The organism is Candidatus Woesearchaeota archaeon, assembly GCA_026394965.1.
Lineage (GTDB): Archaea > Nanobdellota > Nanobdellia > Woesearchaeales > 0-14-0-80-44-23 > JAPLZQ01.
In genome coordinates this window covers 1-12,758 of the sequence record JAPLZQ010000018.1, presented here as the reverse complement: position 1 = coordinate 12,758, position 12,758 = coordinate 1, and the positions used below count along the sequence as shown (strand labels likewise).

At 36.8% G+C, this 12,758-nt stretch carries 14 protein-coding genes, 4 tRNA genes and 1 pseudogene; 11 read left to right on the top strand and 8 right to left on the bottom strand.

What is annotated here, in order from left to right:
- On the bottom strand, positions 1-525 hold a 525-nt coding region (locus tag NTV63_00915), incomplete at its 3' end, for a hypothetical protein (protein ID MCX6709500.1).
- A 130-nt stretch (positions 526-655) separates the two neighbouring features.
- On the opposite strand from NTV63_00915, the gene NTV63_00910 reads away from it, so the two are divergent.
- Both NTV63_00910 and NTV63_00905 read left to right on the top strand, forming a co-directional pair.
- Positions 656-811, top strand: a tRNA-Gly gene (locus NTV63_00910).
- 39 nt (positions 812-850) lie between these two features.
- The gene (locus NTV63_00905; GenBank protein MCX6709499.1) at positions 851-1,540 is read left to right on the top strand and encodes a PHP domain-containing protein; all 690 of its coding nucleotides are present in this window, start codon (positions 851-853) and stop codon (positions 1,538-1,540) included.
- Positions 1,541-1,589: 49 nt separating this feature from the next.
- On the opposite strand, the gene NTV63_00900 is transcribed toward NTV63_00905, so the two are convergent.
- Positions 1,590-2,183: a hypothetical protein gene (locus tag NTV63_00900; GenBank protein ID MCX6709498.1), complete on the bottom strand. Its 594-nt coding sequence runs from the start codon at positions 2,181-2,183 to the stop codon at positions 1,590-1,592.
- Positions 2,184-2,395: 212 nt separating this feature from the next.
- Here NTV63_00900 and NTV63_00895 point away from each other — a divergent pair, with 212 nt between their 5' ends.
- From NTV63_00895 to radC, 7 genes are all read left to right on the top strand, one after another.
- On the top strand, positions 2,396-4,273 hold the full coding sequence (locus NTV63_00895; protein MCX6709497.1) for a nucleotidyltransferase domain-containing protein: 1,878 nt from the start codon (positions 2,396-2,398) through the stop codon (positions 4,271-4,273).
- A 117-nt stretch (positions 4,274-4,390) separates the two neighbouring features.
- Complete coding sequence (locus tag NTV63_00890) at positions 4,391-4,936, top strand: CBS domain-containing protein (GenBank protein ID MCX6709496.1); 546 nt, start codon at positions 4,391-4,393, stop codon at positions 4,934-4,936.
- Between the two features lie 77 nt (positions 4,937-5,013).
- Entirely contained in the window at positions 5,014-5,523 is a 510-nt protein-coding gene (locus NTV63_00885; GenBank protein MCX6709495.1) for a hypothetical protein, read from the top strand.
- 8 nt (positions 5,524-5,531) lie between these two features.
- The gene (locus NTV63_00880; protein ID MCX6709494.1) at positions 5,532-6,041 is read left to right on the top strand and encodes a hypothetical protein; all 510 of its coding nucleotides are present in this window, start codon (positions 5,532-5,534) and stop codon (positions 6,039-6,041) included.
- Between the two features lie 72 nt (positions 6,042-6,113).
- Positions 6,114-6,199, top strand: a tRNA-Leu gene (locus NTV63_00875).
- 199 nt (positions 6,200-6,398) lie between these two features.
- Positions 6,399-6,522: transfer RNA gene (locus tag NTV63_00870), tRNA-Thr, on the top strand.
- A gap of 134 nt (positions 6,523-6,656) precedes the next feature.
- Positions 6,657-7,319 (top strand): DNA repair protein RadC, encoded by a 663-nt coding sequence (gene radC, locus NTV63_00865; protein ID MCX6709493.1) that lies wholly within the window; start codon positions 6,657-6,659, stop codon positions 7,317-7,319.
- Between the two features lie 4 nt (positions 7,320-7,323).
- Here the strand turns inward: radC and NTV63_00860 are convergent, their stop codons facing one another.
- The 6 genes and pseudogenes from NTV63_00860 to NTV63_00835 all read right to left on the bottom strand — a co-directional run bounded on the left by NTV63_00860 (position 7,324) and on the right by NTV63_00835 (position 11,706).
- Positions 7,324-7,929 (bottom strand): hypothetical protein, encoded by a 606-nt coding sequence (locus NTV63_00860; protein ID MCX6709492.1) that lies wholly within the window; start codon positions 7,927-7,929, stop codon positions 7,324-7,326.
- 256 nt (positions 7,930-8,185) lie between these two features.
- Positions 8,186-8,569 (bottom strand): hypothetical protein, encoded by a 384-nt coding sequence (locus tag NTV63_00855; protein ID MCX6709491.1) that lies wholly within the window; start codon positions 8,567-8,569, stop codon positions 8,186-8,188.
- Positions 8,569-8,880, bottom strand: a complete 312-nt coding sequence (locus NTV63_00850) for a hypothetical protein (GenBank protein MCX6709490.1) — start codon at positions 8,878-8,880, stop codon at positions 8,569-8,571. Before NTV63_00850 ends, NTV63_00855 begins: the two co-directional genes overlap by 1 nt.
- Before the next feature lie 237 nt (positions 8,881-9,117).
- Entirely contained in the window at positions 9,118-10,992 is a 1,875-nt protein-coding gene (locus NTV63_00845) for a hypothetical protein (protein MCX6709489.1), read from the bottom strand.
- Positions 10,993-11,002: 10 nt separating this feature from the next.
- Positions 11,003-11,566, bottom strand: a pseudogene (locus NTV63_00840) (N-6 DNA methylase).
- Positions 11,539-11,706: a hypothetical protein gene (locus NTV63_00835; GenBank protein ID MCX6709488.1), complete on the bottom strand. Its 168-nt coding sequence runs from the start codon at positions 11,704-11,706 to the stop codon at positions 11,539-11,541. The pseudogene NTV63_00840 and the gene NTV63_00835 overlap by 28 nt, the downstream one beginning before the upstream one ends.
- A gap of 86 nt (positions 11,707-11,792) precedes the next feature.
- Here NTV63_00835 and NTV63_00830 point away from each other — a divergent pair.
- Positions 11,793-11,865: transfer RNA gene (locus tag NTV63_00830), tRNA-Val, on the top strand.
- A 31-nt stretch (positions 11,866-11,896) separates the two neighbouring features.
- Positions 11,897-12,758: AI-2E family transporter (locus NTV63_00825; GenBank protein MCX6709487.1), on the top strand; the 862-nt coding region annotated here is incomplete at its 3' end.

The following is a 12,758-nucleotide window of genomic DNA, read 5'->3' as shown; positions in this document are numbered from 1 at the left end:
AAGCTCAATTGGGTTTTCAAAGCTCATCTCTGCCTCGTAAAAGAGAAACTTTGACTCTATTCCGTTGTATTTCAGCGTGTTTGAATTGACATCATTTAGAGTAGGGATTATGTCCTCTATTCCCTTCCTTATCATCATTTTGGTAACGATTTTCGGGACTGCAAGAGATACCTTTTCAGGAGTCACTTTAACATTTTCCCAGGAGATGGAATTTCCTGAAACTTCTGCTTCGGGATAAGTGAGAATGCTTTCCTCGTTTGTCATCCCTATGACTTTTGCCTCAAGGGAAAGATTAAGCGAGCCATTTGAATGTATGTAAATAACCGGCTGTTTTACCATCATGTCAATTTCTGGGCGTGAGGTTACAAGAACCGTGTTATTGGTAAGGCATCCCTCCATTACTCCCCATTCATGAAGATCATATGAGGAACTTGTTTCCTTATTGCATCCTGGAGCAAATGCTGCTGCTGCAACTGAGCAGGCAATTATCAAGCCAGTTAAAGTTTTCTTAAGCTTTGGATTCATTTTGACAACCCCCAATTTTTACTGCTATTTACTAATAGTCGATATAAAAATGTTTCTGTTTATACAAAAAAACAGCCGGCAGAAAATTCCAAAATTTTTATAAAGGGCTCTGTTTATCCGGTTTAATTGTGCGGTCGTAGTATAGTGGCTATGATTCGAGCTTCCCAACAGCCTTTTAGGAAAAGCCTGGGGAAAACAAGTGCGACATTCGGCTTGAAGCCTCAGTCTCACTAATAAAAGGCTGGCGAAAGAGCTTGCGACCCGGGTCCGAATCCCGGCGACCGCATTTTATAGAGCTTTTTTTTGAAGGTATAGAGTTTTTCATATGGCGCTTGAGAAATACAAAAGATATGATTTGCATTCGCACACAAAGTATTCTGAATGCAGTCTCACTCCTGTCAGGACAGCCCTTAAGACAGCTCTTAGAAGGGGGCTCTCTGGCTTTGCAATAACAGACCACAATACAATAAGGGGTGCTCTTGAGGCAAAAAAGCTTCTCAGTGGAAGTTTTGGGAGGGCATTCAGGGACAGGGGGTTTGAATTTATTGTAGGCGAGGAAATCCTGACAGACAAGGGCGAGGTTCTTGCATATTACCTGAATTCTGAGATAAAGCCGGGAAAAATCCTTGATGTCATTGATTCTGCAAGGGAGCAGGGCGCCTTAATCTCAATTGCCCACCCTTACACGGTATTCCGCAAATCATTAAGGGCTGATTTGTCAGAGATAAGAGGGAAGATTGATGCGCTTGAGTGCTTCAATTCCAGGAATATAATGCCAGGAAGAAATGCATTTGCAGAGAGGGCTGCTGAGAGGAATAATCTGGGAAAAACAGCTGGCTCTGATTCTCACTTCTGGTTTGAGATAGGGCGCGCATTTACAAAATTTCCTGAATCCATGACTCTTTGCGATGCAGTAAGGAAAAGGAAGGCATCTGTATCAGGGACAACAATATACTCTCCCCCAGGATTCTTGTTAAGCGCATTCTCAAAGGCATTAAACGCAATAAAAAAATAAGAAATAATCAGAATAAAATTAATAATTAAAATAATAATTCAAAAATCGCTTATTGATACTTCTCCTCCAGGCCCCTTTGGTACTTGTAGTTTGCTATCTTAAAGAGCCCCTGCTGGAGCTGCTTTTCATTTTTTATTCTGTCCTCCTTGAAGGGAAGCTTGTACTGCTCTGAAATGCTTTTAAGATATTTTCTCCCGGGTTCTAAGTCATCATCAGTTATCTGAGTGATAACCCTCTTATGAAGCCTTTCGTTCATATTGGATATGATGTCATTTCCCAATTCCATGAAGTCCTGCTGGGTTATTCTCTTCTTGTCTTTGAATTTCCTTTTTATCTCTTCCTTGTCAACTCCAAAATAGAAAGGCATTACTGAGTCCTGGAAAATCTCATCTGAGATTCCCGCATATTTTGGATTCATGCTTATCAGATGTTCTTTCAATGCCTTTGCAACGCTGTCTGCCAGCTTGTCTTTAAGCTCGTCTGAAAACTCGTGATCCTTGTAGGATAGTTTTTCACTCTTTACAAGGCTCCAGTATTCGCTCAAAAGAACTGATTCAAGCGCTGTTGAGTGCTTGATTGAGTCCTCAAGCTTTTTTGATACATCATCAAACTTGCTGTAGTCTGGATTCCCAGAATCTGCCATTCTTAATCACCTTTTTTGACTATTTCTGAAATAATGATAGATATGCAGTTTATTATTCTCCCCGTATTTAAATTTTATTGATTTTTTTAAAAGATTAATCGCATCTCTCAATCCTGAAAAGATTCTCTTTTCTTCTGGGAAACATTTAAATATGGACAGCCAAATTAATTAATCATTCCCATAGTTTATATTCAGTGAAGAGGCTGGTTTTTATGGCAAAGAAAAATGATGCTGAAAAGGCAAAGGATGATTCTTCTGAAAAGCAGGCTGAAAGCAAGGAAAAGAGCGAGGCAATTACGCCAGACCTTGCAAACCTCCCCAAAGAGGCGCAGGAAAAGCTTGCTGAGCTTAAGGAAAAGCTTGACAAATTCCAGAAAAAAGTCCTTGAGAAATTCAAGGATTATGTAATTGGAATATCCCTTTTACCGCCTGAAAAGCAGCCTGAGGGGGCTGAGAAAAAGGAGGAGGACAAGAAAGGCGCTATAAATGTGCTTGTGCTTGTGGATGATTCAGATTCCACCAAGATGAGCAAGGATGAGCTTTCCACAAAGCTTTCAACTGTCATTGAATCAATGGCAAAGGAGATTGATGATAAGCTTTTACCAAAGGTTCTGATACTCTCTGAGCTCTGGCAGTCCTGTTATGACGCGAAGTATGAGCTTCTGCAGATGATTGCAATGTCTGCACCAATATATGACACAGGGATGCTTTCTGCAATCAAGATTGGCGAAATACACAAGTCCATGGTTATAAAGAAGTTTGAGAAATACATTGTCAGCTATGTGCTTGCTGGCTCTCTTGTCAAGGGCAAGGCTACAAAGACATCTGATATTGATGTCTGGATTGTAATTGACGACACTGATGTCAAGAGGATGACACGGGCTGAGCTGAAGGACAAGCTAAGAGCCATTATAATCACAATGGGAATAGAGGCAGGTGAGATAACCGGAATCAAGAACAAGCTGAACATCCAGGTTTACATCCTCACTGATTTCTGGGAGTCCCTCAAGGAGGCGAATCCAATCATATTCACCCTTCTTAGGGATGGAGTGCCCCTTTATGACAAGGGAATCTTCATGCCATGGAAGCAGCTTCTGCAGATGGGGAGAATCAAGCCGTCCCAGGAAGCAATTGACATGTTCATGAACACAGGCGAGCAGATGCTGAAAAGGGTTGAATTCAAGCTCAAGGACATTGGGATGGAGGACATCTATTATGCAATCCTGACCCCGTCGCAGGCAGCATTGATGCTCTACGGCGTTGCACCCCCAGACCCGAAGGAAACAGTTGAAATGATGAGGGAGATATTTGTGAAAAAGCAGAAGCTCCTGGAAGACAAGTATGTTGACATCCTTGAAAGAAATGTCAAGCTCAGGAAGGATGTTGAGCACGGTGAGAAAAAGGAAATATCAGGAAAAGACATTGACAATCTCCTGAAGGATGCCGATTCCTACCTCAAGAGGATTCAGCGCCTCTTCACCCAGATTCAGAAGATAAAGGAAGAGGAGGGGATCCTTCATTTGTATGAAAGCAGCATCACAGCAGTAAGGGACATACTGAAAGGGGAAGGGCTCTCTGAAGTTTCTGACTCTGATATTTACGATGCGTTCAATAAGAAATTGATATGCTCAGGAAAGATTCCGGCAAAATTCCTTAGAAGCCTGAAGGAAATAATCAAGGCAAAGCAGGGCTATGATGAGAAAACCCTTAGCAAGAGCGATATAACAAAGACAAAGGCAGAGTTCTCTGAATTCATAAAATACATGATTGAATACATGCAGAGGGAGCATGCAAGGGAGATGGAAAGGGCTAAAATCAAGGTGAAATACAGCGGGGACAAATACGGCGAAGTGATTGTCTCAGACAAGAGCGTATTCATCATAAAAAGCTCAGAGGAAGGGAAGAAATTCTCGAAGGCAAAGCTTTTGCCAGACGGCTCTTTTGGAGAGGTTTCAGACAGCACAATTGAAGAGATGGATTCCGAGATTGCTTCGCTTAAATCCATCCCCAAGATTTTCCTCAAGGAAAAGACATTTGAGGAAATAAAGAAGATATTTGGGAAGGATGTTGAGATTTTAATGAACATCTGAACGGATTCTTTCTTTTTTAGCATTTTTTTTACTCTCAAAAGATGAATTCTTTATATCCTAAATAATATATCTTGTTATAACAATATATTTATAAGGATTCAGAGCAAGCGTTAATTTATGAAAACCGGATACAAGGTATGCGATGCAATGACGAGGGAGCCCATTACAGTGCCCTCTGAAGCAACTATCAAGGAGTGCGCAAAGACAATGGAAAAGAACCATGTTGGAGCTCTCCTGATAACAAGAGGAAAAAAGATTCTCGGGATAATTAGCGAGCAGGACATAGTGAGAAAAGTTGTTGCGCGCGGGCTTGACTACAGCAAGCTCCAGGTAAAGCATGTGATGGCGAAAAAGCTCATTTCAATAAGCCCGGCAGCAGACATCTACGAGGCGCTTGTTAAGATGAGGGATGCAAATATCAGGCACCTTCCGGTTATAGACGGAACAAACCTTATCGGGCTCCTTACAATAAAGGATGTGCTTAAAATCCAGCCGCAGCTCTTCGACCTTGTTGTTGAGAAGTTTGAGCTGAGGGAAGAGGAGAATAAGCCTGTGCGCGAAAGGGGAGATGCAATGCTGTGCGAAATCTGCGGTAACTACGCAGAGAAGCTTTATCAGGTAAAGAACATGCTTGTGTGCAGCAAGTGCAAGAAAAGCGTTTAATGGCTTTTTTTCTTTATTCATCATACCTTCCGATAAAATGAAAAATTTTATAAATGAACTTCTCCTAGGACTGGATAATGGTCGATAAAAAAATACCCCCTACTGTAATAAAGTACAAGGGAATCTTTGAAATTTCTGAGCTTTACAAGTTCATCTCCCGCTGGCTTATTGGAAAGGGCTATGATTTTTATGAAAAAACCTACAAGAACAAGCCGCCGGAGATTGAGCTTTCATGGTACGGAGAGAAAAAGCTCACGAGCTATGTGATGGACAAGATAAAAATTGAGTTCCACTTCTACGGCGTCAGGGATGTGGAAGCGATAAAGGGCGGAGAAAAGAAAAAGATGCAGGACTTCAGGGTTGTAATAACATTCTCCGGCGAGGTTGTGACTGACTATCCAAACATCTTCGGCGAAAAGCAGTGGGAAAAGCCGTTCTGGAAAAAGGCAAAGGAATTCTTTGAGACAAACATATTAAAGCAGGATCTGGATTTCAAGTATGTTGACCCGTTATACTATCAGGTTTTTGAGCTGACAGAGGAAGTCAAGAAGTTCATGAACATGGAAGGTACAGGAAACCTTGTGTGAGGAAAAAAATGTCTGAAAAAGCACCGGTTGTTGAGAACCTTTCCCTGAGCTACAGCGGGCTCTTCAATGCAAAAGAGCTCTACAGCACAATTAACAGCTGGTTCAAGGAAAAGGGGTATGACAGGAGAGAGATAAAAAACGAGGAGCACGTATATCCCCAAGGCAAATTCATCGATATCGAGCTCCAGCCCTACAAGAAAGTAAGCGATTATGCAAAAATAGTGATAAGAATCCAGCTTACCATGAAGGATGTCAAGGATGTTGACATAGAAAAGGAGAAGCACAAGCTCAGGCTCAACCAGGGAAGGGTTGATTTCACCTTTGATTCCTACCTTGAGACAGATTATGAAAGCAGATGGGAGCAGACGCCCTTCTACTTCCTTTTAAGGACAATTTATGACAAGTTCATCTACAGAAGCTACACAAGGCGTTTTGAGGAGAAAGCATCCTCTGACCTGAAGGAGCTCTATGAAGAAATAAAGTCATTTCTCAACATGGCAAGGTTCACCACCAGATAAATCTTTTTTTTAATTGTTGCGTTTATTCTTTCCACAATATTTAAAAACTCCCCCCAATCCTCTCTGAATCACGCGGGGGTATCAAAGCCTGGTCAAATGAGCAGGACTTAAGATCCTGTCCCTTAGTGGGTTCGCGTGTTCAAATCACGTCCCCCGCAGCTTTTAAAAAAAGCTGCATCAAAACTAGTCAAGTGGGACATAAAGTCCCACGAAATATCCAAAGATTTTAAACTTGCATCAAAACTAGTCAAGGAGAGCATAAAGCCCTCCGAACTTAACGGGAATTAAAAAAGTGCATCAGAAATAACCTAAAATCATAAAATAATTAAATAAGCTGTTCATGGCTGATTTAATAATGCCTCTGTAGCTCAGTGGCTAGAGCGCCACCTTGGTATATTTCGCCGGAAAAGAACGGAAAAGAAACATTCCGGGCGAAGTGACAGAAAGGTGGAGGTCGCGAGTTCAACTCTCGTCAGAGGCTTTCTATGAAAGGTATAATGCCTCAGGGACGTGGTTTATTAGCAAGCCCGTCTTTGGGAGAAGCTGCGGAAGAAACGGAGAATTCACGGAATCTGGCGAACAACTGTTTTAAAGATGCTTTACTCATTTTAATAAATGCGCATTAAGGACATAATCCCAGAGAATAGACCTAGAGAACGACTTGAAAGAGAAGGTCCTGCAGTCTTAACATATGCTGAACTCTTAGCTGTAATACTGAAAACAGGCAGCAAGGATGAAAATGTTATTGATATGTCAAACAGGCTGATTTCAAAGTATGGAATTGATAAGCTTTCACAGTGCTCTTTACCTGAACTTCAAGAGATAAAGGGAATCGGGAAAGCTAAGGCTTGCCAGATTATTGCATTATTTGAGCTGAATAAAAGAAACAACTTCTCTAAACAGACCGGGAAACAGATAAAAACAGCCAAAGATGTATTTGAGTACTGCTCTCCTAAACTATCGGGAGCTGATAAAGAGCATTTTATGATTCTTCATTTAGATACACATAATAAAGTGATTAAGGATGAGATTGTTTCTGTAGGAGCATTAGATGGCGCAATTGCTCATCCCCGCGAAATATTCAAATCAGCAATAAAAGAGAGCGCTTACGCAATAATACTCGTTCATAATCACCCATCCGGAGATCCAGAACCATCTGAAGAAGATAAAACAATAACTGAACGACTTTTTGAGGCTGGAGAACTGCTCGGAATAAAAGTTCTAGACCACGTAATAATCGGAAAGAACAATTGGTACGGATTCAGAGAGAAATCTTAATATTCTAAAATAACTCTCGGTTTATTATCTGTCCTAAAATTTTCTTGGGATTTTCTTTTAATTTTTCATCGATTGTGATATATCCATCGTTTCTCAATGTCTTTCTTTTGAGAATTACGAGGTTGAACAATTTAACAAAGATATTGTAAGGTACTGCCCGTTTTAATAAATTGTCACTAAAATTCAGCTTTTCATTATTTATTAACATTTTTATAATTCTCTTATATCCACTTTCAGTGGGTTTTCTTAAATGCCACATCTCATTAACAAAAAAACCATAGAAATTGTTATACCAATGAAGGTGAGGTCCTTTTAATTTGGATTCCCCTAAAAATGCCATAGTTCCTGTAGTATGCGTTTTTTCAACAATAGTTTCAACTCTCACTAATTTAAAATCTGGTTGAAAGGGGTTTTCTTCATTAATACCAAAACCGATTAGAAAGGATTTAAATCTTCCATGATACTGTATTTTTAAACTATAATCTTTATTTAGATTAACTATGTTTCCATGTCCTTTTTTGATGCTTCTTAGGAGGTTATTTAAATCTCTTTTCGTTATGTTAAAACTTACTTTTTTTAGTATACTCTCCGTTAATTCGGGAAATGTCAATTTTTGTTCGATACATAATTTTTCATCATAAGTAAATTCATTTTCTTGGATCATTTTAGATTAAGAGTGGAGTGAAGTATTCTTGTCGACAAGAATACTTCACTGTATATAAGTCTTTGTATTTTTATTCATTCCATCGAGCATTGCCAGCTTAATTGAGAAAGTATTATTGGAGAGACATTGTATTCAATAAAAATTTATTTATTCCTATTTCCCGCACTTCATTTAATTGCACATGTTAATTTAAAATGCTGCATTATTGTTTTTTGGACGGTCCCACTTCAATAATTATATTAACAGGAGAACGATATAGACTCTCAATAGTTCTGTTTATTTTATCTGAAAAAATCTGTACAATATACGGGCAATAACCACATGTTGTTGTAATACTTTGCTGAGTTTGATTTAGTTGTGGGTTAAAAGAAATTGAAGGGTAAGGATAATCTGAAGAAGGTGTACACCATAATCTTTCAAAATCTTTAATAGTGGCTGAATCACCAAATTTAATAATATAATTATTATTTGGAAGAAGTATAGGTATGCTATGACTTTCATAGCTTTTGTTAAGATCCATCATGACACAACTTTTAATATCCACTGTAACATTATACAAAGGCAATTCTCCAGTATTCATTATCATTAAGGGAAGGAAATCGCCCCACGGTTCTCTCTGAACAAATGGAATAATAAATGCATCAACACCTGGTTTTTTTCAATTTTATAGAAAATATTATCAATTTTATGAGTAATAATAACTTGAGAAAAGAATAAAATTATTGAAAATATAATACACCACATAAGAACTCTTCTTTTAACGCCAAATAATTCAGATAAACCATATGTTATTTTATTGAAAATGCCATGAATATGCACATAACAATATTTTTGTCCTTCGATAGAATTTCTTTTACATTTAATGCCTTTTTTTGTAATACCTTTACATTGAACCATTGTGGTTAAAATATCTTTTTAATATATAAATGTTTTTTGTAATAAAGCAAACTCTTTAAAAATTCGTTACTTATCCTTACAAAGCTTGGGCGACTAATGCATATTAAATTGCTTCATCACTTCTTTTTTCGGAACTCTCTGAAGAAACCATAAGAACAAGTCCCGAATCGAATGGTTTCCCATATTCACCAAACTTGTTAAACATTTTATTAGAAATCTTCTAAATTTTCATAATTCTCATAATATAGCTTTATTTACTTTTGATATAAAATCAGTATATTCTTTTGAAGATATTATCTTCATAAGGTCTTTATAAGAATAAATCTCGATCCCTTCTGAATTAAATTGATTCTTTACATTAATCATTCTATCTTTAATATCTTCTTGACTCAAAGTGTCAAGATTGTTTTCATTCACATATAAAAAATCATCATCAGCGTCTGTGTTTTCATTAATTAAAAATAGAACTTTCCTCACCTTCTTTTTTTGTTGAATACTTTTCTCAATATCTTTAAAATGAGCAGTAAGATATTCTAATGATTTATTTGTAAACGGAAAATTGGTTTTTGCTTCTACTAAAAACAAAAAATCATTATTTTCTGCGATTACATCAATATCTGTTGAATCAATGTTTTTAGAAATATCGATTAATTTTGCATCATATTTCTTCGCTAAAAATAGGTATGCAATAAATTGTCCTAATAATCCTTTACTAATTTTGGTTTGTTCATTCAATTTAGAAATCTTAGATTCTTGAAAGTCTTTATTACAGATATAATCCTTAAGTAAATTTCCTTCTATTTCATAACTTTTGAATTTATAAATAGACAGTTTAGACAATAGTTTAAAATAATACTCAATACGAAATTTGCTCTCCGATTTATAACCATCTTTATTGCTGGCGAGTGCAAGACCATCAAAAAACAGCCAATATGAAGCATCTGAGAAAAAAGTACTCATGGGCATAAAAATAGCATAAGAGAATTCAATTCTATCATTTGAATAAACTTGCTTAAATTCCAAAACTTCAATGTTTTTCCCTTGAATGTACTTAGCACCAAAGAGGACATGATAAAAAAGATTTTCAGTATTATATTCACCAAGTTGAGAGTCTGATCGAATAACTCTCATTCTCAAATTTTTAATCCTTCTAAAAATCCAATCCAATTCATATTTGGACTTTAGGTTAGTTCCAGATACAATTTCTTTGATTATTCTCTTTTTAGTCTCCTTAAATATCTGTCTAAATTGAACTGCAGATATTTCTTTAAATTTATTTATTTTTCCATACGCTTTGTGAATATCATACCAAGTATTAGCATTTAATATAATCTGTTTAGCCTTAGAATAATGCTCTTCAGACAGATATTTTTTGTAAAAATATAATAACATAATTTTATATCCAGTAAAATACTCTATGTTATAGTTTTTTATTACTGGATTTTGTAGATAATAACTCTTCCTGGTTTCATCTGGCATAGTGTAGAAAAATGGAACGCCTCCAGGATATGAACAAATTACATTTTCTTCTTTCCAATTAAAAAAATCTTCACAATTTCCTTCCATATAATTATATTTGATTAAAAACCAATTTAATATTAATGGCTGTTCACCCATAGAATCATCAAATTTCTCAATTCCAAGATTCTGAATAAGAAATTTATTGGTTTCTTCAAGCATCAACTTAAATTTTTGAACTGTGCTAATAAATTCAGTAACATCTTTATCAATTAGCGGTTTATTTTTTGTTCTAATCTTAGCCAATTCTTTTCGCACACTATTAAAGTTAAAGATATATTTTATGATAGGATCTAAATCCATAAGACTTCTGATTGCTTCTTCTTTGATATCAGTATCGCTCCATTGAATAATATCACCAATGTTGTCGTTTTGAATTAAGAGTTCTAAGTGATTTATTATATTAATAAGAATTAACTCAAAAAGGTATGATGCCCCTCTTAAATTATTTTTAAAGGACATATTCAATTCTGATGAAGCATATTCTTCAATTTGATCTAAATCAAACAGAGTTTTTAATACGGAAAAATCATAATAGAAATAATCATATAAACTAGGAATTTCTAATTCTTTTTTGTCTTTATCATTTTTCATTTTCTTATTTTTAAATTTTCAAATCTTTTAATGCATCAATTATCTTATTTTCATAATCTAATATTTTTTTCTTTATTGCTTCGGGCTTTTCATATTCTACTTCTTCATATTCTATCTCTTTATACTTTGAAATACTCAAATCATAATTATTCTCTTTTATTTCTGATATTGGAACAAAGAAGCATTTTCCTTTTCTATCTTTTGGCTTCTCTTTCTGCCTTTTCTTAAATTGTTCAATTATGTCTGGAATATCATTTTTATCGGGCTGAGAAGTCCTTTTATCATCTAAACTGAAGCCGTCTGCTTCCATATCATAGAACCAAACTTCTTTTGTTGGCTCTCCTTTTGTGAAGAACAAAACTGCAGTTGAAACACCTGCATATGGTTTGAATATTCCTGAAGGCATAGAAATAACCGCATCGAGACGGCATTTTTCCAAAAGAAGTTCTCTTATGTTTTTATGCGCTTTAGAGTTACCAAATAAAACTCCATCTGGAACAATAACGGCACATTTTCCGCTATTTGTAAGCAGATTATACATTAATTCTAAAAAAAGCAGCTCGGTTTTCTTGGTTTTTGTTCTGAAATTCTCTCTTCATACTGCCTTTCAATCTCCCTCTTCTTATCAGCCCACCTTATCCTTTCAGCAATGTATTTTCCTATGAGAAAGCCCGCTATGAAAACCGCCGCAAGAATTATAATCCACTCAATCATGCTTCTATTCTGTTTTGCAGGATATATAAATTTATGGCTCTCTTCCGAAATCTTTAAATAATGATTCTATGTCTTTTAATATAGTCGGGCTCGTAGTCTAGTGGCTATGACGTCTGCTTGACGTGCAGAAGGTCCCCAGTCCGAATCTGGGCGAGCCCATTTTTTTTAGCAAAAAAGAGGGGAAAGAGAGATGAAAGGGAAGACGGAATTAAATAAGAAAGGGCTTTTTTTCCTGGCAATTTTCATAATCCTTGGGATAGTTTCTTTCCTTCTTCTCCGCCCGTTTATAATATCCATCTTTATTGCGATGATAATTACTTACATGTTTTATCCGCTCTACCGCTTTTTTCTCTCAAAAATCAAAAACAAGAACCTTTCTGCACTAATTGTCACAGCGCTTATTGCATTAATCATTTTTGTGCCTCTCAGCATTTTCTTCAATTCTCTTATTTCCCAGATTTACAATTCATACCTTTCAATACAGAGCCTCATCTCAGGCAGCGCCTTTTCCCTTGAGAACTGCTCCATAAACCCGCTCGTGTGCCGGCTTGTTTCAATTGCAGATAATGCGCTTAAGGTTGAGATTTTCAGAAACGCATGGAATGAGATGATTTTAAGCACTGCAAATGTTGTCATCAAGGCGACATCCTCATTCCTGATTTCAATCCCCTCAAAGCTCTTCGACCTTTTCCTGATATTCTTCACAATATTCTTTTTGCTCAGGGATTATGATTATTTTTCAGCGGGAATAAACAGCATAATCCCGCTTCATGAGAGCCACAGGAAGAAGATTTTAAAGCAGTTCAATGACTCGCTTTATGCAGTGATTTACGGGAACATCCTTATTGCGCTTGTTCAGGGGGTGTTTGCAACAGTGGGCTTCTATTTCCTGAAAGTCCCTTCGTTTGCGCTTTGGGGGCTTCTCACAACAATTGCAGCAATGATACCGTTCATAGGGCCTCCTGCAATCTGGCTTCCGCTCTCAATAGTCCAGATGCTTCGCGGCTACCTGAGCCATGAGAGCTCAATTCTCTGGAACGGCATATTCATTT